The organism is Polaromonas sp. P3_A5 (assembly GCF_056403055.1).
The window spans coordinates 3608757-3631508 of the sequence record NZ_JBFUGF010000001.1 but is presented as its reverse complement, the minus strand read 5'-3'; the positions used below and the strand labels follow the sequence as shown (position 1 = coordinate 3631508).

At 61.5% G+C, this 22752-nt stretch carries 22 protein-coding genes; all 22 read left to right on the top strand.

The window, feature by feature from the left end:
• Positions 1–134 precede the first annotated feature (134 nt).
• The 22 genes from AC1DU8_RS17395 (at position 135) to AC1DU8_RS17290 (ending at position 22746) form a co-directional block, all read left to right on the top strand.
• On the top strand, positions 135–4880 hold the full coding sequence (locus AC1DU8_RS17395) for a glutamate synthase-related protein (protein ID WP_477727022.1): 4746 nt from the start codon (positions 135–137) through the stop codon (positions 4878–4880).
• Positions 4881–4995: 115 nt separating this feature from the next.
• Positions 4996–6474, top strand: a complete 1479-nt coding sequence (locus AC1DU8_RS17390; protein WP_477666051.1) for a glutamate synthase subunit beta — start codon at positions 4996–4998, stop codon at positions 6472–6474.
• A 667-nt stretch (positions 6475–7141) separates the two neighbouring features.
• Positions 7142–7987 carry an ABC transporter ATP-binding protein gene (locus tag AC1DU8_RS17385; RefSeq protein ID WP_457279723.1) on the top strand — a complete coding sequence of 282 codons (846 nt, stop codon included), beginning with the start codon at positions 7142–7144 and terminating at the stop codon, positions 7985–7987.
• Positions 7984–8778, top strand: coding sequence for a lipid asymmetry maintenance ABC transporter permease subunit MlaE (mlaE, locus tag AC1DU8_RS17380; protein WP_457279722.1), 795 nt, complete (start codon positions 7984–7986; stop codon positions 8776–8778). The genes AC1DU8_RS17385 and mlaE overlap by 4 nt, the downstream gene beginning before the upstream one ends.
• Positions 8779–8909: 131 nt before the next feature.
• Positions 8910–9416, top strand: a complete 507-nt coding sequence (gene mlaD, locus AC1DU8_RS17375) for an outer membrane lipid asymmetry maintenance protein MlaD (RefSeq protein ID WP_457279721.1) — start codon at positions 8910–8912, stop codon at positions 9414–9416.
• Positions 9413–10189, top strand: coding sequence for an MlaA family lipoprotein (locus AC1DU8_RS17370; protein WP_457279720.1), 777 nt, complete (start codon positions 9413–9415; stop codon positions 10187–10189). The genes mlaD and AC1DU8_RS17370 overlap by 4 nt, the downstream gene beginning before the upstream one ends.
• 193 nt (positions 10190–10382) lie before the next feature.
• Positions 10383–11024: an MlaC/ttg2D family ABC transporter substrate-binding protein gene (locus tag AC1DU8_RS17365; protein WP_457279719.1), complete on the top strand. Its 642-nt coding sequence runs from the start codon at positions 10383–10385 to the stop codon at positions 11022–11024.
• 14 nt (positions 11025–11038) lie between these two features.
• The gene (locus AC1DU8_RS17360; RefSeq protein ID WP_457279718.1) at positions 11039–11308 is read left to right on the top strand and encodes an STAS domain-containing protein; all 270 of its coding nucleotides are present in this window, start codon (positions 11039–11041) and stop codon (positions 11306–11308) included.
• Between the two features lie 86 nt (positions 11309–11394).
• Positions 11395–12354, top strand: coding sequence for an ABC transporter ATP-binding protein (locus AC1DU8_RS17355; RefSeq protein ID WP_457279717.1), 960 nt, complete (start codon positions 11395–11397; stop codon positions 12352–12354).
• Positions 12355–12547: 193 nt separating this feature from the next.
• A complete protein-coding gene (locus AC1DU8_RS17350) occupies positions 12548–13303 on the top strand; it encodes an ABC transporter permease (RefSeq protein WP_457279716.1) in 756 nt (251 codons plus the stop codon).
• Between the two features lie 135 nt (positions 13304–13438).
• Entirely contained in the window at positions 13439–13684 is a 246-nt protein-coding gene (locus AC1DU8_RS17345) for a BolA family protein (protein WP_457279715.1), read from the top strand.
• A gap of 4 nt (positions 13685–13688) precedes the next feature.
• Entirely contained in the window at positions 13689–14963 is a 1275-nt protein-coding gene (gene murA, locus AC1DU8_RS17340) for a UDP-N-acetylglucosamine 1-carboxyvinyltransferase (RefSeq protein ID WP_477666054.1), read from the top strand.
• Complete coding sequence (gene hisG / locus AC1DU8_RS17335) at positions 14960–15613, top strand: ATP phosphoribosyltransferase (protein WP_457279713.1); 654 nt, start codon at positions 14960–14962, stop codon at positions 15611–15613. Before murA ends, hisG begins: the two co-directional genes overlap by 4 nt.
• A gap of 4 nt (positions 15614–15617) precedes the next feature.
• The gene (gene hisD / locus AC1DU8_RS17330) at positions 15618–16994 is read left to right on the top strand and encodes a histidinol dehydrogenase (protein WP_477666055.1); all 1377 of its coding nucleotides are present in this window, start codon (positions 15618–15620) and stop codon (positions 16992–16994) included.
• Positions 16995–17001: 7 nt separating this feature from the next.
• On the top strand, positions 17002–17448 hold the full coding sequence (locus tag AC1DU8_RS17325) for a hypothetical protein (protein WP_477666056.1): 447 nt from the start codon (positions 17002–17004) through the stop codon (positions 17446–17448).
• 47 nt (positions 17449–17495) lie between these two features.
• Complete coding sequence (gene hisC / locus AC1DU8_RS17320; RefSeq protein WP_477666057.1) at positions 17496–18599, top strand: histidinol-phosphate transaminase; 1104 nt, start codon at positions 17496–17498, stop codon at positions 18597–18599.
• Positions 18596–19204, top strand: a complete 609-nt coding sequence (hisB, locus tag AC1DU8_RS17315; protein ID WP_457279710.1) for an imidazoleglycerol-phosphate dehydratase HisB — start codon at positions 18596–18598, stop codon at positions 19202–19204. Before hisC ends, hisB begins: the two co-directional genes overlap by 4 nt.
• Positions 19205–19328: 124 nt before the next feature.
• The gene (gene hisH, locus AC1DU8_RS17310) at positions 19329–20018 is read left to right on the top strand and encodes an imidazole glycerol phosphate synthase subunit HisH (RefSeq protein ID WP_457279709.1); all 690 of its coding nucleotides are present in this window, start codon (positions 19329–19331) and stop codon (positions 20016–20018) included.
• A 94-nt stretch (positions 20019–20112) separates the two neighbouring features.
• Entirely contained in the window at positions 20113–20853 is a 741-nt protein-coding gene (hisA, locus tag AC1DU8_RS17305; protein ID WP_477650971.1) for a 1-(5-phosphoribosyl)-5-[(5-phosphoribosylamino)methylideneamino]imidazole-4-carboxamide isomerase, read from the top strand.
• A gap of 133 nt (positions 20854–20986) precedes the next feature.
• Entirely contained in the window at positions 20987–21787 is an 801-nt protein-coding gene (hisF, locus tag AC1DU8_RS17300; RefSeq protein ID WP_477690033.1) for an imidazole glycerol phosphate synthase subunit HisF, read from the top strand.
• A 163-nt stretch (positions 21788–21950) separates the two neighbouring features.
• Complete coding sequence (gene hisI / locus AC1DU8_RS17295; protein WP_477686075.1) at positions 21951–22376, top strand: phosphoribosyl-AMP cyclohydrolase; 426 nt, start codon at positions 21951–21953, stop codon at positions 22374–22376.
• The gene (locus AC1DU8_RS17290; RefSeq protein ID WP_477694566.1) at positions 22363–22746 is read left to right on the top strand and encodes a phosphoribosyl-ATP diphosphatase; all 384 of its coding nucleotides are present in this window, start codon (positions 22363–22365) and stop codon (positions 22744–22746) included. The genes hisI and AC1DU8_RS17290 overlap by 14 nt, the downstream gene beginning before the upstream one ends.
• The last annotated feature ends 6 nt before the right edge of the window (positions 22747–22752 follow it).

The following is a 22752-nucleotide window of genomic DNA, read 5'->3' as shown; positions in this document are numbered from 1 at the left end:
CTTGGCATTGTTGTTGCAATGCAATATGCTCCCATTCCCTGCGAAAAATTATGAACCTTGCGGATGGAAGCGTTGCCATGCCTTTTCTAAGGCCGCGCGGCACCGCCGTCATCCCCAACTGACGAGGAATTGCCATGACCACGGCTGCTGAAATCAAACATTTTGAAGAAAACGGTTTGTACTCCGGTGCAAACGAACATGACGCCTGCGGCGTCGGCTTCGTGGCGCACATCAAAGGGCACAAAAGCCACGCCATCGTCCAGCAAGGCCTGAAAATCCTCGAAAATCTCGACCATCGGGGTGCAGTGGGCGCTGACAAATTGATGGGTGACGGCGCCGGCATTTTGATTCAGCTGCCCGACGCGCTGTATCGCGAAGAAATGGCCAGCCAGGGCGTGCAGCTGCCGCCGCCCGGTGAGTACGGCGTCGGCATGGTGTTTCTGCCCAAAGAGCACGCATCCCGCCTGGCGTGCGAGCAGGCGCTGGAGCGCGCCGTCAAGGCTGAGGGCCAGGTGCTGCTGGGCTGGCGCGACGTGCCGGTCAACCGCGACATGCCCATGTCGCCCACCGTGCGCGAAAAAGAGCCCATCCTGCGCCAGATCTTCATCGGTCGCGGCAACGATGTGATCGTGCAGGACGCGCTGGAGCGCAAGCTGTACGTGATCCGCAAAACCGCCAGCGCCGCCATCCAGAACCTGCGCCTGACGCACAGCAAAGAATATTACGTGCCCAGCATGTCCAGCCGCACGGTGGTCTACAAAGGCCTGCTGCTGGCCGATCAAGTGGGCACCTACTACCGCGACCTGACCGACCCACGTTGCGTCTCGGCGCTTGGCCTGGTGCATCAGCGCTTTTCCACCAACACCTTCCCCGAGTGGCCACTGGCCCATCCCTACCGCTATGTGGCCCACAACGGCGAGATCAACACCGTCAAGGGCAACTACAACTGGATGAAGGCGCGTGAAGGCGTGATGTCCTCGCCAGTGCTCGGCGCCGACCTGCAAAAGCTCTATCCGATCAGCTTTGCCAGCCAGTCCGACACCGCGACCTTCGACAACTGCCTCGAGTTGCTGACCATGGCCGGCTATCCCATCAGCCAGGCCGTGATGATGATGATCCCCGAGCCCTGGGAGCAACACACCACCATGGACGAGCGCCGCAAGGCCTTCTATGAATACCACGCCGCCATGCTCGAGCCCTGGGACGGCCCGGCCTCCATCGTCTTCACCGACGGCCGCCAGATCGGCGCCACGCTGGACCGCAACGGCCTTCGTCCTTCGCGCTATTGCGTGACCGACGATGACCTCGTCATCATGGCCTCCGAATCCGGCGTGCTGCCGATTCCTGAGCACAAGATCGTGCGCAAATGGCGCCTTCAGCCCGGCAAGATGTTCCTGATCGACCTCGAACAGGGCCGCATGGTCGACGACGAGGAAATCAAGGCCACGCTGGCCCACAGCAAGCCCTACAAGCAGTGGATTGAAAATCTGCGCATCAAGCTGGACGACGTGGCCGGCAAGGCCGCCAAGACCTCTCCGGTCACTGTGCCCGCGGCTTCGAACCTTGCCCTGCTTGATCGCCAGCAGGCCTTTGGCTACACGCAGGAAGACATCAAATTCCTGATGTCCCCGATGGCCGCCAACGGCGAAGAAGCCACCGGTTCCATGGGCAACGACAGCCCGCTGGCCGTGCTGTCCAACAAGAACAAGCCGCTCTACAACTACTTCAAGCAGTTGTTTGCACAGGTGACCAACCCGCCCATCGACCCGATCCGCGAAGCCATCGTGATGTCGCTGGTGTCGTTCATCGGCCCCAAGCCCAACCTGCTGGACATCAACCAGGTCAATCCGCCGATGCGGCTGGAAGTCAGCCAGCCGGTGCTCAACGTGGCCGACATGCAAAAGCTGCGCGATATCGAGTCGCACACCCAGGGCAAGTTCAAGAGCTACACCCTGGACATCACCTATCCGCTGGCCTGGGGCCATGAAGGTGTCGAGGCCAAGCTGGCTTCGCTGTGCGCCGAGGCGGTCGACGCGATCAAGGACGGCAAGAACATCCTGATCATCAGCGACCGCGGCATCAGCGCCACGCAGGTTGCCATTCCGGCCTTGCTGGCTCTTTCCGCCATTCACCAGCACCTGGTGAAAGAAGGCCTGCGCACCACGGCCGGCCTGGTGGTCGAAACCGGCTCCGCCCGCGAAGTGCACCACTTTGCCGTGCTGGCCGGCTACGGCGCCGAAGCCGTGCACCCCTACCTCGCCATGGAAACGCTGGCCGAGCTGTCCAAAGGACTGCCGGGCGACCTCAGCACCGACAAGGCCGTCTACAACTACACCAAGGCCATCGGCAAGGGCCTGTCCAAGATCATGTCCAAGATGGGCGTGTCGACCTACATGAGCTACTGCGGCGCGCAACTGTTCGAGGCCATCGGCCTGAACCGTGACACCGTGGCCAAGTTCTTCACCGGCACGGCCAGCCAGGTTGAAGGCATGGGCGTGTTCGAGATCGCCGAAGAAGCGCTGCGCATGCACCGCGCGGCCTTCAGCGACGACCCGGTGCTGGCCAACATGCTGGACGCCGGCGGCGAATACGCCTGGCGCGTGCGCGGCGAAGACCACATGTGGACGCCCGACGCGATTGCCAAGCTGCAGCATTCCACGCGTTCCAACAACTGGAACACCTACAAGGAATACGCCCAGCTGATCAACGACCAGAACCGCCGTCATATGACGCTGCGCGGCCTGTTCGAGTTCAAGATTGACCCTTCCAAAGCCATCCCGATTGATGAAGTCGAGCCGGCCAAAGAGATCGTCAAGCGCTTTGCCACCGGCGCCATGTCGCTGGGCTCCATCAGCACCGAAGCCCATGCCACGCTGGCTGTGGCCATGAACCGCATCGGCGGCAAGAGCAACACGGGCGAGGGCGGTGAAGACCCGAACCGTTACCGGCAAGAGCTCAAAGGCATCCCGATCAAGAAGGGCGAGACGCTGAAAAGCGTGATCGGCCCTAAGCAGGTTGAGGTAGATTTGCCGCTGCAAGACGGCGACTCGCTGCGCTCGCGCATCAAGCAGGTGGCGTCCGGCCGATTTGGCGTCACGGCCGAATACCTGGTGTCGGCCGACCAGATCCAGATCAAGATGGCGCAGGGCGCCAAGCCCGGCGAAGGTGGCCAGCTGCCCGGCGGAAAAGTCAGCGAATACATCGGTTCGCTGCGTTACTCGGTGCCGGGTGTCGGTTTGATCTCGCCACCGCCGCACCACGACATCTACTCGATCGAAGACCTGGCCCAGCTGATCCACGATTTGAAGAACGTGAACCCGCGCGCCAGCATCAGCGTCAAGCTGGTGAGTGAGGTCGGCGTAGGAACCATTGCAGCGGGCGTGGCCAAGGCCAAGTCCGACCACGTGGTGATTGCCGGCCACGACGGCGGCACGGGTGCTTCGCCCTGGTCGTCCATCAAGCATGCCGGCTCGCCCTGGGAAATTGGCCTGGCCGAAACGCAGCAGACCCTGGTGCTCAACCGCCTGCGCGGCCGCATCCGTGTGCAGGCCGACGGCCAGATGAAAACCGGCCGCGACGTCATCATCGGCGCGCTGTTGGGCGCCGATGAGTTCGGTTTTGCCACCGCACCGCTGGTGGTTGAAGGCTGCATCATGATGCGCAAGTGCCACCTCAACACCTGCCCTGTTGGCGTGGCCACACAAGACCCGTTGCTGCGCCAGAAATTCAGCGGCAAGCCCGAGCATGTGGTCAATTACTTCTTCTTTGTCGCCGAAGAGGCACGCCAGCTGATGGCGCAACTCGGCGTGCGCAAGTTTGACGACCTGATCGGCCGCGCCGACCTGCTCGACACGCAAAAAGGCATCGAGCACTGGAAGGCCAGTGGCCTTGATTTCGCCCGCCTGTTCTACCAGCCCAACGTGCCGGCCGACGTGCCGCGCATGCATGTGATGGCGCAGGACCACGCGCTCGAAAAAGCGCTGGACGTGCGTCTGATCGAAAAGTCCAAAGCTGCGATTGAAAAGGGCGAAAAAGTCCAGTTCATCGAGGTGGCGCGCAACGTCAACCGCACCGTCGGCGCCATGCTGTCGGGCGAGCTGACACGCCACCATCCGCAAGGCCTGCCCGACGACACGCTGCGCATCCAGCTCGAAGGCACGGGCGGCCAATCTTTCGGCGCCTTCCTGGCCAAAGGCATCACCATGTACCTGATCGGTGACGCCAACGACTACACCGGCAAGGGCCTGTCGGGCGGCCGTATCGTCGTGCGCCCCAGCATCGACTTCCGCGGCGACGCGGTGAAGAACACCATCGTCGGCAACACCGTGCTCTACGGTGCAACCACCGGCGAAGCCTTCTTCAGCGGTGTGGCCGGCGAACGTTTTGCCGTGCGCCTCTCGGGCGCCACGGCGGTTGTTGAAGGCACAGGCGACCACGGCTGCGAGTACATGACGGGCGGTACCGTCGCGGTGCTGGGCAAGACCGGCCGCAACTTCGCCGCCGGCATGAGCGGCGGCGTGGCCTATGTGTATGACGAAGACGGTTTGTTTGCCACGCGCTGCAACACGTCGATGGTGTCGATGGACCGCATCGTCACCACGGCCGAGCAGCACACCCATGACAAGGCCGACTGGCATGCCGAACAAAGCGATGAGGAATTGCTCAAGCGCTTGCTGCAAGACCACAACCGCTGGACCGGCAGCAAGCGTGCGCGCGAACTGCTCGACAACTGGAGCGAGTCGCGCCTGAAGTTTGTGAAGGTCTTCCCGAACGAATACAAGAAGGCGCTGATTGAGCGCAAGGAACGCCGCCTGGAAGCCGCGACCGAAACCACACGGGTCCAGGTCGCCACCAACCAGGAAGCGGTGGCGGCCAAGTAAGGCTGCTGAAGCTCTCACGCCACCTTACGTTTGCTATTAAATTTATAGCTGCTTGCGCTCATCCTTAAAGGGCTGGCGGCATAAAACGCTTAAAAGAATTGCACAGGACCGCATCATGGGAAAAATCACCGGCTTCATGGAATACGAGCGCATCGAAGAGGGCTACAAGCCCGTGCCGGAGCGCCTGAAGAACTACAAGGAATTTGTCATCGGGCTGGACGACGCGCAGGCCAACAAGCAGGCCGCGCGCTGTATGGACTGCGGCACGCCGTTTTGCAACAGCGGCTGCCCCGTCAACAACATCATTCCAGACTTCAACGACATGGTGTTTCGCGCCGACTGGAAAAACGCCATCGACACGCTGCACAGCACCAACAACTTCCCCGAGTTCACTGGTCGCATCTGCCCGGCACCCTGCGAAGCCGCCTGCACGCTGAACGTGAATGACGACGCCGTCGGCATCAAGTCGATTGAGCACGCCATCATCGACCGCGCCTGGTCCGAAGGCTGGGTCAAGCCTGTGATGCCCAAGCACAAGACCGGCAAGAAGGTTGCCGTGGTCGGCTCCGGTCCCGCCGGCATGGCCGCCGCGCAGCAGTTGGCGCGCGCCGGCCATGAGGTGACGCTGTTCGAGAAGAACGACCGTATCGGTGGCCTGCTGCGCTACGGCATCCCTGACTTCAAGATGGAAAAGGTCCATATCGATCGCCGCGTCGAGCAAATGAAGGCCGAAGGCGTGAACTTCCGCACCGGCGTGATGGTGGGCAGCATCAAAGACCCGTTGGGCAAGGATTCCAAAGTCACCAACTGGGCCAAAGAAAGCATCACCCCCGAGCAGCTGCAAAAAGACTTCGATGCCGTGATCCTCACGGGCGGCGCCGAGCAGTCGCGCGACCTGCCCGTGCCCGGCCGCGACCTCGACGGCGTTCATTTCGCGATGGAATTTTTGCCCCAGCAAAACAAGATCAACGCCGGTGACAAGGTCAAAGGCCAGCTGCGCGCCGACGGCAAGCACGTCATCGTGATTGGCGGCGGCGACACCGGTTCCGACTGCGTGGGCACCAGCAACCGCCACGGCGCGGTCAGCGTCACCCAGTTTGAACTGATGCCCCAGCCGCCCGAGGAAGAAAACCGCCCCATGACCTGGCCTTACTGGCCGATCAAGCTGCGTACATCTTCCAGCCACGAAGAAGGCTGCGAGCGCGAGTTCGCCATCTCCACCAAGGAACTGATCGGCGAAAAAGGCAAAGTCACGGGCCTGAAGACCGTTCGTGTCGAGTGGAAAGACGGCAAGATGGTGGAAGTGCCAGGCTCCGAGCAAACCCTCAAGGCCGACCTGGTGCTGCTGGCCATGGGCTTTATCTCGCCGGTGGCGTCGGTTCTGGATGCGTTCGGCATCGAAAAAGACAACCGTGGCAATGCCAAGGCCCATACCGACTTCACCGGCGGCTATGCCACGAATGTGCCCAAGGTGTTTGCCGCCGGCGACATCCGCCGTGGCCAGAGCCTGGTGGTATGGGCGATTCGCGAAGGCCGTCAGGCCGCGCGCGCGGTCGACGAGTTCCTGATGGGCTTTAGCGACTTGCCGCGTTAATCGCCGCGCCCGGCCTTCGCAAATCGCCCCAAGGGGCGGTTAAGTAAACCCCAAGCTCGCGCTTGGGGTGCGCGTAGGCCGCCAGGCCGCGCGTGCGGTCGACGAGTTCCTGATGGGCTTTAGCGACTTACCCCGCTAAGCGCTGCGCCCGGCCTTCACAAATCGCCCCAAGGGGCGGTTAAATAAACCCCAAGCTCGTGCTTGGGGTGCGTAGGCCCCGCCAGGCCGCGCGCGCGGTCGACGAGTTCCTGATGGGCTTCAGCGGCCTGCGTCGCTAAGTGCAGCGCCCGGCGTTTATAAATCGCCAAAAAGGGGCGATTGAGAGGCCCAAGCTGGTGCCCGAATTGCGTGAAATGGTGCCAAACCTCCAGAAATCACCCAATTGGCGTGACGGTCCGTTGCGCTTTGCGCACATCTGCCTGGTTGGGAAATAACACCGAAAAACCCGGACGCTATCAAAAAAATAGCTGCTTGCGCTGGATAGTCGCGGCTTGCGGCCACTATCTGCCCGATAAAGCGGCAGCCTTTTTGGGCTACCCGCGCTGCTTTAGGCCGCACAGCCCAAGGTTTTTGGTTTCCGTTCAGGGACTGTATAAGGGCAAACCCCGTATCATTCGGTATTACTTACCCAAGCCAACACGCCTGCTGGCCTGTCTTTTCTCCTTCAATGCCCGACATTTCCGCATCATCATTGGTTGAGTTCAAGGATGTGACGTTTTCCTATCCCGGCTCTGCCGGTGATCGCGTCATCCTGGACAAGGTCACGCTGTCCGTGCCTCGCGGCAAGGTTACCGCGCTGATGGGCGCTTCAGGAGGCGGCAAAACCACCGTCCTGCGCCTCATCGGCGGGCAGCAAAAGGCTGTCAGCGGCGCTGTGCTGTTCGACGGCAAGGACGTCGGCAAGCTGGCCCAGGCGGAACTCTATGCCGCTCGCCGCCGCATGGGCATGCTGTTCCAGTTCGGTGCGTTGTTCACCGATCTGAGTGTTTTCGACAATGTGGCGTTTCCCTTGCGCGAGCACACCGAATTGGGTGAGGCCCTGATCCGCGATATCGTGCTGATGAAACTCAATGCGGTGGGCCTGCGCGGCGCGCGGGACCTGCTGCCCAGCGAAATTTCGGGCGGCATGGCCCGGCGGGTCGCGCTGGCGCGGGCCATTGTGCTGGACCCGGAACTCATCATGTACGACGAACCGTTCTCGGGGCTCGATCCGATCTCGCTCGGTACCGCCGCGCAGCTCATACGCCAGCTCAACGATACGCTGGGCATTACCAGCGTGGTGGTGTCGCATGATCTGGAAGAAACCTTCCGCATTGCCGACAAGGTCATCATCCTGGCCAATGGCGGCATTGCGGCGCAGGGCACACCTGACGAGGTGCGTCGCTCCACCGATCCGCTGGTGCACCAGTTCGTCAATGCGGAAAGCGAAGGCCCCGTGAAATTCCACTATCCGGGCCCCACTGTGGATGCCGATTTCGGCAACCCGGCGGCCAAATCAGGGAAGCGCGCATGAGCCGCTATAGCCCTGTCGCCCTGATTTCCGGCCTCGGTTTTTCCGTGCGCAGCCAGCTGGCCGAACTGGGCTACGCCGCGCGGTTGATGTCCCGGCTGGTGGCCCTCACCGGCCCCGCCCTGGCCCGCTTTGGCCTGGTGCGCGACCAGATTTTCTTTTTGGGCAACTACTCGCTGGCCATCATTGCCGTGTCGGGCCTGTTTGTCGGTTTTGTGCTGGGCCTGCAGGGCTACTACACGCTGCAGCGCTATGGCTCGGCAGAAGCGCTGGGCTTGCTGGTGGCGCTCAGCCTCGTTCGCGAACTCGGGCCTGTGGTCACTGCTTTGCTGTTTGCCGGCCGCGCCGGCACGGCGTTGACGGCCGAAATCGGCCTGATGAAAGCCGGCGAACAGCTCTCAGCCATGGAAATGATGGCGGTGGACCCGGTGCGGCGCATCCTGGCGCCCCGTTTCTGGGGCGGCATCATCGCCATGCCCCTGCTGGCTGCCGTGTTCAGCGCCGTGGGCATCATGGGTGGCTGGCTGGTGGGCGTGGTCATGATCGGTATTGATGCGGGCTCCTTCTGGAGCCAGATGCAGTCCGGTGTCGATGTCTGGCGCGACGTAGGTAACGGCATCATCAAGAGTTTTGTGTTTGGCGTCACCGTCACTTTTGTGGCCTTGCACCAGGGTTTCGAGGCCCAGCCGACGCCTGAGGGCGTGTCGCGCGCGACCACGCGGACCGTGGTGGTTGCGTCGCTGGCCGTGCTGGGGCTGGATTTCCTGCTGACCGCCTCGATGTTCAGCCTTTAAAACCGTCTTCATACATTTTTAATTCGCCCATGAGAAAATCCTGCTTCCCAGTGTTTGCCTTGGGTGAACCCCGCAAGGACAAAACAGCCCGGAATGGCAAAAACGCCGGACCAGGCCACTGAAAGAAAACGATGCAACGTTCCAAAAATGATCTGTGGGTGGGTTTGTTCGTGTTGATTGGCGGCGCCGCCATCCTGTTTCTGGCGCTCAAGTCCGCGAATCTGCTCAGCCTGAATTTCGATACCTCCTACAAGGTGACGGCGAAATTCGACAACATTGGTGGCCTCAAGCCGCGAGCCGCGGTCAAAAGCGCTGGCGTGGTAGTGGGCCGGGTTGAAAATATCACTTTCGACGACAAGTCCTACCAGGCCAGCGTCAATCTGGCCATGGAAAGCCGTTACGTATTCCCGAAAGACAGCTCGCTGAAGATTTTGACCAGCGGATTGCTGGGCGAGCAGTACATCGGCGTGGAGGCCGGTGGGGACGAGAAAAATCTTGCCGCAGGGGACGTGGTCAAAAACACGCAGTCTGCCGTGGTGCTTGAGAATCTGATCAGCCAGTTTTTATATAGCAAGGCGGCAGACAGCAGTTCCGGATCAGGGTCTGCGCCGCCATCAGGGACGCCAGAAAAAAAATGACAGCAGAAATCACGATGAAAAAACCGGCCGGCTGGGCTGCGGCAGTGCTTGCACTGGCACTTCTCCAGGGGTGTGCTACCGGTCCCAATGCGAGCCCGTCCGATCCGCTGGAGCCGTTCAACCGGACCATGTTCAATTTCAATGATGGTGTGGACCGCGCCGTCGTCAAACCCGTGGCAACCGCGTACCGGGATATCACGCCTGCGCCTGTGCGCACCGGTGTCACCAATTTCTTCGGCAACATTTCCGACGTGTGGTCCACCGTCAACAACCTGCTCCAGGGTAAAGGCCAGGCTTCTGTCGAAAGTTTTTTCCGCGTCACGACCAATACCATCTGGGGCGTGGGCGGCATTTTTGACGTTGCCAGCGATCTGAAGATTCCCAAGCACTCGGAAGATTTTGGCCAGACGCTCGGCGTTTGGGGTGTGGGCTCGGGCCCCTACCTCGTGCTGCCTTTGCTGGGCCCTTCTTCCGCGCGTGATTCGGTAGGTTCGCTGGTTGATTACCAGGGCGACCTGGTAAGCCGGATCGACAATGTCCGTGCCCGCAATTCCCTGACGACTTTGCGCCTGGTGAATGCCAGGGCCAACGTGCTCGGGGCCGGTGATGTCCTGGACCAGGCCGCACTCGACAAATACAGCTTCACCCGCGAAATCTACCTGCAGCGCCGCCGTAGCCTGATAGGCGGGACTTCGGTGGAAAAAGAGGAACGTTACGATTTGCCGGAAGGCACATCGGCCGCCCCAGCGGCACCAGCCTCCGCCGCCAAATAGCGTCCTGCCGGGTGTGAACAGGGGTCAAAAGGCTGTTGATTGCAAACAATATTTACAAGACTGCCGTAAAACTTCATTCACAGCCCGGAAACCATCCCGCAGAATAACCATCGAACCATCGGTTGCAACAGTGACGTATCCGTAGAGGTACAGCAATTTCCGCAACCGCATGCTTCGTCATAGAAGGAAAATCATGAAACGTAGAACACTTGGCCATTTATTTACCGCCGCCCTCAGCCTGGCCCTGATGGGGTCCGCACCGTTCGTTCGCGCAGCCGATGAGGCACCCGATGCCCTGATCAAGCGCGTTTCGGCCGATGTGCTGGACAACATCAAGACGGACAAGGCTGTAAAAGCCGGTGACCTCACCCGGGTGCTCGCACTCGTCGACAGCAAGATCATGCCCAATGTGAACTTCACGCGCATGACGGCCTCTGCCGTCGGCCGCAACTGGCGCCAGGCCACGCCTGAGCAGCAAAAGAAGCTTCAGGACGAGTTCAAGGTCCTGCTGATCCGCACCTATTCCGGCGCGCTGGCACAGGTCAGCGACCAGAGTGTCAATGTCAAGCCGCTGCGCGCGGCTCCGGAAGACACTGAAGTCGTCGTCCGCACCGAAGTTCTGGGCCGGGGCGACCCAATCCAGCTGGACTACCGCATGGAAAAAACCGCCACGGGCTGGAAGATCTATGACCTCAATGTGTTGGGCGTCTGGCTGGTGGAAACCTACCGCACCCAGTTCGCCCAGGAAATCAGCGCCAAGGGCGTTGATGGCCTGATCGCGTCTCTGGTTCAGCGCAACCAGTCCAATACCGGCGCAGGCGCCAAGAAATCCTGAGCGGCAACTGCGCCATGCTGACACTCCCTTCCGCCTTGACCCATGCGGTGGCTGCCGGTTTTTCTCACGGCCTGAAGCAGGCCGTGTTGTCGCAGCCGGGCGGGGTGGTGGTGGATGCGAGCGCACTCACCGAGTTTGATTCTTCCGCTCTGGCCGTCCTGCTTGAATGCCGCCGTGAGGCGCTGGCCGCCGGCAAGGGGTTCACGGTCACCGGCTTGCCTGTCCGCTTGCGCCAGCTGGCAGGCCTTTATGGCGTGGCGGAGCTGGTGCCTGCCACGGCCTGAGCCGTACCGCTGCGGCACCGGCCGCCCCCAGGGCATTCAGGTACCTGCCGGGATAAAACGGCGCCAGCCCTTAAAATGATGGGCTAATGCCAGCGATCTCATTTCAGTCCGTCTCCAAAACCTATTCCTCTGCGCGAAGCCAAACAGGCCCCATTGTCCGGGCGCTTGACGACGTCAGTTTTGACATCCGGCAGGGTGAGTTTTTTGGGCTGCTCGGTCCCAACGGCGCCGGCAAAACCTCTCTCATCAGCATACTCGCCGGCCTTTCGCGTGCCAGCAGCGGCCGGGTCCTGGTGCATGGCAGCGACGTGCTCACCGACTATGCCAATGCAAGGCGAAAGCTCGGCGTCGTACCCCAGGAACTGGTGTTCGACCCCTTTTTCTCCGTGCGCGAGGCGCTGCGCATCCAGTCCGGCTATTTCGGCATCAAACGCAACGACGACTGGATCGACGAACTGCTGGTCAGCCTGGGGCTGGCCGACAAAGCCAATGCCAACATGCGCCAGCTCTCCGGCGGCATGAAACGCCGCGTGCTGGTGGCGCAGGCGCTGGTGCACAAGCCGCAGGTCATCGTGCTCGACGAACCCACCGCCGGCGTTGATGTGGAACTGCGCCAGACGCTGTGGCAGTTCATCGCCAAACTCAACAAGCAGGGCAGCACGGTGCTACTGACTACGCACTACCTCGAAGAAGCCGAGGCTTTGTGCAGCCGCATCGCCATGCTCAAGCAGGGGCGGGTGGTGGCGCTGGCTCAGACTTCCGAGCTGCTCAAGGCAGCTTCGTCGAACGTGTTGCGCTTCAAGATCGACAGCGAATTGCCGGTGCACCTGGCCGCGCAGGCCCGTATCACCGGGCGCATCGTGCAGTTCCCGGCGCACAACGCCAATGAAATCGAACAATACCTCGCGGCCATCCGTGAGGCGGGGCTGGTCGCGGAAGACGTTGAAATCCGCAAGGCCGACCTGGAAGATGTGTTCCTGGACGTAATGAACAAAAAGCCGGCCGGAGAAGCCACCGAACTGAATTTAATGGGAGTGGCAACATGATCGCGTTCATCCGGGGAAGGGCCGTGCGCCGCGCCGGGCCGCCCCAAGCAAGCACAGCCCCCGAGGGGCTGGAGCCTGCGGCTCCAAAGCTGCTTGAGCAGCTTTGGACAGGCGACAGAGGCGAAGCGTCTCGCGAGCCGCGGCCTGCAAGGCCTCGCGTAGTACGCGAAGCGACAAGCGTGGGGGCTTTTGAATGACTGGCTGGCAAACACTGCTCTACAAGGAAACCCTGCGCTTCTGGAAAGTGGGTTTCCAGACGGTCGGAGCCCCGGTGTTGACCGCCGTGCTCTACATGCTGATCTTTGGCCACGTGCTGCAGGACCAGGTCAAGGTTTACGACCAGGTCAGCTACACCGCCTTCCTGGTGCCCGGACTCGTGATGATGAGCGTGTTGCAGAACGCATTTGCCAACAGCTCTTCGTCGCTGATCCAGAGCAAGATCATGGGCAGCCTGGTGTTTGTGCTGCTCACGCCGCTGTCGCACTGGCACTGGTTTTTTGCGTACGTCGGCTCGTCCGTCGCGCGTGGCCTGCTGGTGGGTACCGGCGTGTTTGCCGTCACCGTATTTTTCGGCCAACCCGCCTTTGTGGCGCCGCTGTGGATTGTGCTGTTTGCGGTACTGGGCGCTGCCATGCTGGGCGCGCTGGGCGTCATCGCCGGGCTGTGGTCTGAAAAGTTCGACCAGATGGCGGCCTTCCAGAATTTCGTCATCATGCCCATGACCTTCCTGAGCGGCGTGTTTTATTCGATTCACTCGCTGCCGCCTTTCTGGCAAAAGGTCAGCCACCTGAATCCGTTTTTCTACATGATTGACGGGTTCCGTTACGGATTTTTCGGCGTCAGCGATGTTTCGCCCTGGCTGAGCCTGGGTATCGTGACCACCGCGCTGCTGGTCGTAAGTGGTGTCGCGGTCAACATGCTGCGCACAGGCTACAAAATCAGACACTAGAGATATGGCCCCCACGTTCGCGCACTTCGTGTCGCTCTCTGCCCCCCGAGGGGGCGCTGCGCCTGCGGCCTGGCAAAGCCAGTTCCGCGGCCCCTGCTTGCGAAGACACTCGTCTCATGCCTCAATAGAAAACTTATGACCAGCGAAGAACTTCAATCCATCATCACCGCAGGCCTGCCGTGCGAACATATCGAACTGTCGGGCGACGGCCGCCATTGGTACGCGACAATCATCTCCAGCGCCTTTGAGGGCCTGCGCTTGATCCAGCGCCACCAGAAGGTGTACGCCACGCTGGGTGGCCGCATGCAGACCGACGAAGTGCATGCGCTGTCGATGAAAACGTATACGCCCACCGAATGGGCCAACAACAACACGCAATAAGAACATGGACAAATTACTCATCAGGGGCGGCAAATCACTCGCCGGCACGGTCGAAATTTCCGGTGCCAAGAATGCCGCGCTCCCGGAACTGTGTGCAGCCCTGCTGACAGCCGACACGGTGACGCTGCAGAATGTGCCGCGCCTGCAGGATGTGGCCACCATGCTCAAGCTGGTGCGCAACATGGGTGTGCAGGCCGAACGCAGCCAGGACGTGCCCAGCACCGTGGTGCTCAATGCTGGCGGCCTGAGCTCACCCGAAGCCCCTTATGAGCTCGTCAAAACCATGCGCGCTTCCGTGCTGGCCCTCGGCCCGCTGCTGGCGCGCTTTGGCGAGGCGACTGTGTCACTGCCCGGCGGCTGCGCCATTGGTTCGCGGCCGGTCGACCAGCACATCAAGGGTATGCAGGCCATGGGCGCTGAAATTGCCGTGGAGCACGGCTACATGATCGCCAAGCTGCCGGCTGGTCAGAAGCGACTCAAGGGCACCAGCATTACCACCGACATGGTGACGGTCACCGGCACTGAAAACTTCCTGATGGCGGCCAGCCTGGCAGAAGGCGAAACCATCCTGGAGAACGCCGCGCAGGAGCCCGAGATTGGCGACCTGGCTGAAATGCTCATCAAGATGGGCGCAAAGATTGAAGGCCACGGCACGCGCCGCATCCGCATTCAGGGTGTCGAGTGCCTGCATGGCTGCACCCACCAGGTGGTGGCCGATCGCATTGAAACCGGCACCTTTTTGTGCGCGGTGGCCGCTGCCGGTGGTGACGTGGTTTTGAAGCATGGCCGAGCCGACCACCTCGACGCGGTGATCGACAAGCTGCGCGAAGCCGGCGCCGTGGTAACGGCGGGCGAAGGCTTTATCCGCATCCAGGCCAGCGGCCGAATGAAGGCGCAATCCTTCCGTACGACCGAATACCCTGGCTTCCCGACTGACATGCAGGCCCAGTTCATGGCGCTGAACGCCATTGCACAGGGCAGCAGCACGGTGACCGAGACGATTTTTGAAAACCGTTTCATGCACGTCAACGAAATGGTGCGCCTGGGTGCCAAGATCCAGATCGACGGCAAGATTGCCGTCATGGAAGGCGTTGAAAAGCTGTCGGGTGCCACCGTGATGGCCACTGATTTGCGCGCCTCCGCCAGCCTGGTGATTGCCGGTCTGGTGGCCGAAGGTGAAACCATGGTGGACCGTATTTACCATCTGGATCGCGGCTACGACCAGATGGAAGCCAAGCTGCGCGGAATCGGTGCCGACATAGAGCGAGTCAAAGCATGATCACGCTTGCTTTATCCAAGGGCCGCATCTTCGACGACATCCTGCCGCTGCTTAAAAGCGCCGGCATCGAGGTGCTGGACGACCCGGAAAAATCCCGCAAGCTGATCCTGGACACCAACCAGCCCGGCCTGCGTGTGGTGCTGGTGCGCGCCACCGACGTGCCCACCTATGTACAGTACGGCGGTGCCGATCTCGGCGTGGTCGGCAAAGACACGCTGATCGAATCCGGCAGCCAGGGCCTGTACCAGCCGCTCGATTTGCAAATCGCCAAATGCCGCATCAGTGTGGCCGTGCGCGAGGGCTTTGACTACGCCGCCGCCGTGCGCCAGGGCTCGCGCCTGAAAGTGGCCACCAAGTACGTGGCGATTGCCCGCGAGTTTTTCGCCACCAAGGGCGTGCACGTCGACCTGATCAAGCTCTACGGCAGCATGGAGTTGGCGCCGCTCACAGGCCTGGCCGACGCCATCGTCGACCTCGTCTCCACCGGCAGCACGCTCAAGGCCAACCACCTGGTCGAGGTCGAACGCATCATGGACATCAGCTCGCACCTCGTTGTGAACCAGACTGCGCTCAAGCTCAAGCAAGAGCCCATCCGCAAGCTGATAAACGCTTTTTCTGCCGCCACCTCTGCACCTTCCCTTAAATCTTGATGCTATGAAATTAATAGCTGCTCCCGCTCGTCTGTCAACGGTTTCAGCTGATTTTGAGGCTGAATTCAAGGCGCGCCTGCATTGGTCTGCCGACACCGATGCGGCCATTGAGCAACGCGTGGCCGACATCCTGGCCGATGTGCAGCAGCGCGGCGATGCGGCGGTGCTGGAATACACGGCGCGCTTTGATGGCCTGTCAGCTGCGTCGATGGCTGGGCTGGAACTGACGCAGGCGGATTTCAAGGCCGCATTTGATGCCATTCCCGCTGCCCAGCGCGAGGCCCTGCAGGCCGCAGCCGCCCGGGTGCGCAAGTACCACGAGGCACAGAAGAAGGCATCGGGAGAGAGCTGGAGTTATCGCGACGAAGACGGCACGCTGCTGGGCCAGAAGGTCACGCCGCTGGACCGGGTGGGCATTTACGTTCCGGGCGGCAAGGCTGCCTACCCTTCCAGCTTGCTCATGAACGCCATCCCCGCCCACGTGGCTGGTGTGCAAGAGATCATTATGGTGGTGCCAACGCCTGTGCGCGGCAGCGTAGCCACGGGCGGCTCAGGCGACCAGGCGGCGTCGAGCAAAGGCGAGCGCAATGAGCTCGTGCTGGCCGCCGCCTATGTGGCCGGGGTCACCCGCGCCTTCACCATCGGCGGCGCGCAGGCCGTGGCCGCGCTGGCCTACGGCACGCAAACCGTGCCCAAGGTCGACAAGATCACCGGCCCCGGCAATGCTTACGTGGCCAGTGCCAAAAAGCGCGTTTTCGGCACGGTGGGCATCGACATGATTGCCGGCCCGTCTGAAATTCTGGTGCTGGCCGATGGCAGCACGCCCGCCGACTGGGTGGCCATGGACTTGTTCAGCCAGGCCGAGCATGATGAGCTGGCCCAAAGCATCCTGCTGTGCCCCGACGCCGCCTATATCGATGCCGTGCAGGCTGCGATTGACCGGCTGCTGCCCGAAATGCCGCGCGCCGAGATCATCGCCAAGTCCCTCACCGGCCGCGGCGCGCTGATCCACACCCGCAGCATGGAAGAGGCCTGCGAGATCAGCAATCGCATTGCCCCCGAACACCTCGAAGTCTCCAGCCACGACCCGCACAAGTGGGAGCCTCTGCTCAAACACGCCGGCGCGATCTTCCTGGGCGCCTACACCAGCGAATCGCTGGGCGACTACTGCGCCGGCCCCAACCACGTGCTGCCCACCAGCGGCACGGCGCGCTTCAGTTCGCCACTGGGTGTCTACGACTTCCAGAAGCGCTCCAGCCTGATCGAAGTCAGCGAAGCCGGTGCGCAAGTCCTCGGCAAGATCGCCGCAGAACTTGCTTATGGCGAGGGCCTGCAGGCGCATGCTCGCGCGGCCGAAATGCGGCTTTCCAAACCCGATTGAATCGTAAATGACCCGCATTTTCAGATCGCTGAATCTTGTCGTTGCTGCTTGCATTGCGCTGGCAGGGTTGCAGGGCTGCGCGTCCGTGGTGCAACCCTCAGAGAAACCTCCCAATGCGATTGAGCTTTCAGGAGTGGTCTCCGAAGTATCTGCCTCGCCCTACTATGGTTTGAGTTCGGTTCAGCAAAGTAGCGCGACGCTTGCTGGGGGCTCTGCTGGCGTTATGCTGGCCAACGCCATTGGTGCGCAGCAGGGCAATCGCGACGTCAGCTCCATTGTGGTGACCGTTTCAAACATCTTGTCGCTGACGCTTCCTGTGAGTGGCACTTTCCGTTCCGGCGAATGCGTGAAGCTTTTTGTAGATCCCATGTTCAGGGAGCTGCTGAACCGCAAAGACGTGGCCAACATGAGCATGCCCACGGGCTCCGCTTTCGTGCAGAAAAGCAGTTGCTGAGCGAGTCGGCAATCACAATACCGCCAGACAGAATCAATTCACCCATCATGAAACAGTCAGATACCGTACTGGCCTCCGAGCTCAAAAAACTGATTCGCCAGGACGTGCAGTCCATGCATGCCTACGCCATCCAGGACTCGGCCGGCATGGTCAAGCTTGATGCCATGGAGAACCCGCACCGCCTGCCGGCATCGCTGCAGGCCCATCTGGGCCAGCGTCTGGGTGCGCTGGCATTGAACCGCTATCCGGATGGCCGCGTGAATGATCTGCGCAAGGCCCTGGCCGACTATGCGCAGATGCCCGAGGGCTTCGACATCATGCTGGGCAACGGTTCGGACGAGTTGATCTCGCTGCTGGCCATGGCCTGCGATGTGGAAGGGGGCTCCATATTGGCGCCATTGCCGGGCTTTGTGATGTACGCCATGAGCGCGCAGCTGCAGGGTCTCAAATTCATCGGCGTGCCGCTGACGGCCGACTTTGAGCTCGACCAAGCCGCCATGCTGGCCGCTATTGCCGAACACCAGCCGTCCATCATTTACCTGGCCTACCCGAACAACCCGACGGCCAACCTGTGGGACGACACGGTGATTGAAAAGATCATCGAAGCCGTGGGCGAACAAGGTGGCCTGGTCGTGATGGACGAGGCCTACCAGCCGTTTTCCAGCAAAAGCTACATCGACCGCATCGCCAGGCACAGCCATGTGCTGCTGATGCGCACCCTGAGCAAGTTCGGCCTGGCCGGCGTGCGCATCGGCTACATGATGGGCCCGAAAGCGCTGATTGCCGAGATCGACAAGGTGCGCCCGCCCTACAACATCAGTGTGCTCAACTACGAATGCGCGCTGTTCGCGCTGGAGCACCAGGGTGAATTCGCCGCCCAGGCCGCGGAGCTGGTGGCTCAACGTGCTGTGTTGCTGCAGGCCCTGGCCGGCATGGCGGCCAGGGGCGTCAAAGCCTGGAAAAGCGACGCCAACATGATCCTGGTGCGGGTGCCTGATGCGGCCAAAACCTTTGAAGGCATGAAATCGCGCAAGGTCCTGGTCAAAAACGTTTCTAAAATGCACCCATTGCTGGCCAATTGTTTGCGCCTGACGGTCGGCACCGCGGACGAGAACGTGCAAATGCTGGCGGCGCTTGAAAAATCCCTATGACCACCCCTACCCACGCTCCCCGCATTGCCGAGGTTTCACGCAACACCGCCGAAACCCAGATCATCGTCAAGCTCAACCTGGACGGCACCGGTAAAGCCAGCCTTTCCACGGGCATAGGCTTTTTCGACCACATGCTGGACCAGATCGCCCGCCACGGCCTGATCGACCTCGACATCCAGGCCAAGGGCGATTTGCACATTGACGGCCACCACACGGTGGAAGACGTGGGCATCACGCTGGGCCAGGCCGTGGCCAAGGCTGTGGGAGACAAAAAAGGCCTGCGCCGCTACGGCCACGCCTATGTGCCGCTCGACGAGGCGCTGTCGCGCGTGGTGGTCGATTTTTCGGGCCGTCCGGGCCTCGAGATGCATGTTCCTTTCAAGAGCGGCATGATCGGCACCTTCGACAGCCAGCTCGCCTACGAATTCTTCCAGGGCTTTGTGAACCACGCCTTTGTGACCTTGCACATCGACAACCTCAAGGGCGAGAACGCCCACCACCAGGCCGAAACCGTGTTCAAGGCATTTGCCCGCGCGCTGCGCATGGCGCTGGAGATCGATCCGCGCGCCGCAGGCGTGATTCCATCGACCAAGGGTTCGCTGTAACCCCTTCGCACTCAACGCCGGGAACACGTCCAATCCTTGTTTTAATGCCTGTTTTTGCCTCCAGACCAATGGTGACGGGCGCAAGCAGCTATTAAATTCGTAGCAAACTACCTTTCGACTTTCAATGGCAAAACCCAAAACAGTCGCCGTGGTCGACTACGGCATGGGCAACCTGCACTCCGTGTCACAGGCTGTTCGCCATGTGGCGGGCGGCAGCGGCTTTGACGTGCTGGTCACCTCCCGGGCCGAAGATGTGATGTCGGCCGAACGCATCGTGCTGCCTGGCCAGGGCGCCATTGCCGACTGCATGCGCGAGCTCGCAGATTCCGGCATGCTGGAGTCGGTGCTGCACGCTGCGGCCAACAAGCCGCTGTTCGGTGTTTGTGTTGGCATGCAGATGCTGCTGAGCCACAGCGACGAAGGCCAGCCCGGCGACGGCGGCGTGGGTACCACCGGCCTCGGATTAATCCCTGGGGAGGTCACCAAATTCGAGCTGGCCGGCAAAATCCAGCCCGACGGCAGCCGTTACAAGGTGCCGCAGATGGGCTGGAACCAGGTTTACCAAAATGGTGCGGGCACGGCCAGGGCCCACCCGGTCTGGGCTGGAGTTCCCGACGGCGCGTACTTTTATTTTGTACACAGCTTTTATGCCCGGCCGTCGGATGCACGCCACATCGCGGGGGAGGCCGACTACGGCGCGCGCTTTACGGCGGCGATTGCACGCGATAATATTTTTGCCACCCAGTTCCACCCCGAAAAGAGTGCCGACCACGGGCTGGCCCTGTACCGCAATTTCCTGCACTGGAATCCCTGAATACCTTGGGTCAGACCCGGTACCGGGGCGTCCGGCTTTTTGTTACCCTGAGCGTCCGTTTTGTCCTTTACCGTTTTACCGTCTTTAACCGCACATGCTACTTATCCCCGCGATTGACCTGAAAGACGGTCACTGCGTCCGCCTCAAACAGGGCGACATGGATCAATCCACCATCTTCAGCGAAGACCCGGCCGCCATGGCGCGCAGCTGGGTCGACAAGGGCGCGCGCCGCCTGCACCTGGTGGATTTGAATGGCGCCTTTGCAGGCAAGCCCAAGAATGAGGCTGCCATCAAGCAGATACTGGCCGAGGTCGGCAGCGAAATCGACGTGCAGCTGGGCGGCGGCATCCGCGACCTGGACACCATCGAGCGCTACCTCGACGCTGGCCTGCGCTACGTCATCATCGGCACGGCCGCTGTCAAAAATCCTGGATTCCTGCAGGACGCCTGCACGGCCTTCGGCGGCCACATCATCGTCGGCCTCGACGCCAAGGACGGCAAAGTAGCCACCGACGGCTGGAGCAAGATGACCGGCCACGAGGTCGTAGACCTCGGCAAGAAATTCCAGGACTACGGCGTCGAATCCATCATCTACACCGACATCGGCCGCGACGGCATGCTGACCGGCATCAACATCGACGCCACCGTCAAGCTCGCCCAGGCGCTGACGATTCCCGTGATCGCCTCCGGCGGCCTTTCGAACATGGCCGACATCGAAAAGCTCTGCGAGGTCGAGGAAGAGGGCGTGGAAGGTGTGATCTGCGGGCGCTCGATTTACAGCGGTGATCTCGATTTTGAGAAAGCTCAGGCGAGAGCCGACGAACTAAACGGATGACCACTGCTGCAATAAATAGCGGCGCTGCGCCCCAAGCAAGCAGGGGCCGCGGAACCGGCGCTGCCGGGCCGCAGGCGCAGCGGCCCCCTCGGGGGGCAGGAAGCCACACGCAGTGGGCGACCGTGGGGGCCACATGTTAGCTAAAAGAATCATTCCCTGCCTCGACGTCACCGGCGGCCGCGTCGTGAAGGGCGTCAACTTCACCCAGCTGCGTGACGCAGGCGACCCGGTGGAAATCGCCGCGCGCTACAACGAGCAGGGCGCGGATGAGCTTACCTTCCTCGACATCACGGCCACCAGCGACGGGCGCGACCTGATCCTGCCGATCATCGAAGCGGTGGCTTCGCAAGTGTTTATTCCGCTGACGGTTGGCGGCGGTGTTCGCACCGTTGAAGACGTGCGTCGCCTTCTCAATTCCGGGGCCGACAAGACCAGTTTCAACTCGGCCGCCATCGCCAACCCGCAGGTGATCGCTGACGCTTCCGCCAAATACGGCTCGCAGTGCATCGTGGTGGCGATCGACGCCAAGCGCCGCGGCGCGGAAGACGAAAAGCGCCTCACACCCGCCGGCGAACCGGTCGGCCCGGGCTGGGATGTCTACAGCCATGGCGGGCGCAAGAACACCGGCCTGGACGCCGTGGCCTGGGCCACCGAGATGGCGCGCCGCGGTGCCGGCGAAATTTTGCTGACCAGCATGGACCGCGACGGCACCAAGTCGGGCTTTGACCTGGCCCTGACCCGCGCGGTGAGTGACGCCATCAGCGTGCCGGTGATCGCCTCGGGCGGCGTCGGCAACCTGGAGCATCTGGCCGACGGCATACAGACCGGCGGCGCCGACGCGGTGCTGGCCGCCAGCATTTTTCATTACGGTGAATACACGGTGCAGCAGGCGAAAGCTCACATGGCGGCACGCGGCATCCCTGTCCGTCTGTAGCATTTCTTAAGCGGTTTTGGCCTGTAGCCCAATGAATACAGGCGCAAGCAGCTCCTGATTTGATAGCGAATCATTTTCCGGCGAAACTGGCGTCAGCACAGAGCCCCCGTGGTTTGGCGGCTTGTAATGCAGCTGTTCAACGCAATCTTGGACAATACACACCATGAACTGGTTAGATGAAGTCAGCTGGGACGACAAGGGCCTGATCCCTGTCATTGCGCAGGAAGCCTCCAGCGGCGATGTGCTCATGTTCGCCTGGATGAACCGCGAGGCGCTGCAAAAAACTGCTGAGCTTGGCCAGGCGGTGTATTTCAGCCGCTCGCGCGGGCGCCTCTGGCACAAGGGTGAGGAATCCGGCAACCAGCAAACGGTGCATGAGATCCGCCTGGACTGCGACAACGACGTGATTTTGCTCAAGGTGACGCAGTTGGGCCACACGCCGGGCATCGCTTGCCACACAGGCCGCCACAGCTGCTTTTTCAGTGTGTATAAAAGCGGCCAATGGGTGGTGACCGAGCCGGTCCTGAAAGACCCGACAACCATGTATAAAAAAGCATCAACAGACTCCGGCAAACATGACCACGAATGACTCCCTCCAGCGCCTGGCGCAGATCATCGAAAGCCGCAAGACGGCCAACGGCGGTGACCCGGACACCAGCTATGTGGCGCGCCTGCTGCATAAAGGCCCCGACGCTTTCCTGAAAAAAATCGGCGAAGAAGCCACGGAAACCGTGATGGCGGCCAAAGACATCGACCATGGCGGGCCCACGGCAGAGCTCAAGGGCAAGCTGGTTGGCGAAGTGGCCGATCTGTGGTTTCACAGCCTGATTGCGCTGGCGCATTACGGCCTCAGCCCGCTGGACGTGATTGCCGAGCTGGAGCGCCGCGAAGGCACCAGCGGCATTGAAGAAAAAGCCTTGCGCAAGGCCCAGCGCCGTGATGCGGCCGAAAAGCCCTGAGCCGGG

Excerpts from the sequence above, each read along its gene's own strand:
- AC1DU8_RS17395 (WP_477727022.1), top strand. The coding sequence starts at position 135 with ATGACCACGGCTGCTGAAATCAAACATTTTGAAGAAAACGGTTTGTAC.
- AC1DU8_RS17390 (WP_477666051.1), top strand. The coding sequence starts at position 4,996 with ATGGGAAAAATCACCGGCTTCATGGAATACGAGCGCATCGAAGAGGGC.
- AC1DU8_RS17385 (WP_457279723.1), top strand. The coding sequence starts at position 7,142 with ATGCCCGACATTTCCGCATCATCATTGGTTGAGTTCAAGGATGTGACG.
- mlaE (WP_457279722.1), top strand. The coding sequence starts at position 7,984 with ATGAGCCGCTATAGCCCTGTCGCCCTGATTTCCGGCCTCGGTTTTTCC.
- mlaD (WP_457279721.1), top strand. The coding sequence starts at position 8,910 with ATGCAACGTTCCAAAAATGATCTGTGGGTGGGTTTGTTCGTGTTGATT.
- AC1DU8_RS17370 (WP_457279720.1), top strand. The coding sequence starts at position 9,413 with ATGACAGCAGAAATCACGATGAAAAAACCGGCCGGCTGGGCTGCGGCA.
- AC1DU8_RS17365 (WP_457279719.1), top strand. The coding sequence starts at position 10,383 with ATGAAACGTAGAACACTTGGCCATTTATTTACCGCCGCCCTCAGCCTG.
- AC1DU8_RS17360 (WP_457279718.1), top strand. The coding sequence starts at position 11,039 with ATGCTGACACTCCCTTCCGCCTTGACCCATGCGGTGGCTGCCGGTTTT.
- AC1DU8_RS17355 (WP_457279717.1), top strand. The coding sequence starts at position 11,395 with ATGCCAGCGATCTCATTTCAGTCCGTCTCCAAAACCTATTCCTCTGCG.
- AC1DU8_RS17350 (WP_457279716.1), top strand. The coding sequence starts at position 12,548 with ATGACTGGCTGGCAAACACTGCTCTACAAGGAAACCCTGCGCTTCTGG.
- AC1DU8_RS17345 (WP_457279715.1), top strand. The coding sequence starts at position 13,439 with ATGACCAGCGAAGAACTTCAATCCATCATCACCGCAGGCCTGCCGTGC.
- murA (WP_477666054.1), top strand. The coding sequence starts at position 13,689 with ATGGACAAATTACTCATCAGGGGCGGCAAATCACTCGCCGGCACGGTC.
- hisG (WP_457279713.1), top strand. The coding sequence starts at position 14,960 with ATGATCACGCTTGCTTTATCCAAGGGCCGCATCTTCGACGACATCCTG.
- hisD (WP_477666055.1), top strand. The coding sequence starts at position 15,618 with ATGAAATTAATAGCTGCTCCCGCTCGTCTGTCAACGGTTTCAGCTGAT.
- AC1DU8_RS17325 (WP_477666056.1), top strand. The coding sequence starts at position 17,002 with ATGACCCGCATTTTCAGATCGCTGAATCTTGTCGTTGCTGCTTGCATT.
- hisC (WP_477666057.1), top strand. The coding sequence starts at position 17,496 with ATGAAACAGTCAGATACCGTACTGGCCTCCGAGCTCAAAAAACTGATT.
- hisB (WP_457279710.1), top strand. The coding sequence starts at position 18,596 with ATGACCACCCCTACCCACGCTCCCCGCATTGCCGAGGTTTCACGCAAC.
- hisH (WP_457279709.1), top strand. The coding sequence starts at position 19,329 with ATGGCAAAACCCAAAACAGTCGCCGTGGTCGACTACGGCATGGGCAAC.
- hisA (WP_477650971.1), top strand. The coding sequence starts at position 20,113 with ATGCTACTTATCCCCGCGATTGACCTGAAAGACGGTCACTGCGTCCGC.
- hisF (WP_477690033.1), top strand. The coding sequence starts at position 20,987 with ATGTTAGCTAAAAGAATCATTCCCTGCCTCGACGTCACCGGCGGCCGC.
- hisI (WP_477686075.1), top strand. The coding sequence starts at position 21,951 with ATGAACTGGTTAGATGAAGTCAGCTGGGACGACAAGGGCCTGATCCCT.
- AC1DU8_RS17290 (WP_477694566.1), top strand. The coding sequence starts at position 22,363 with ATGACCACGAATGACTCCCTCCAGCGCCTGGCGCAGATCATCGAAAGC.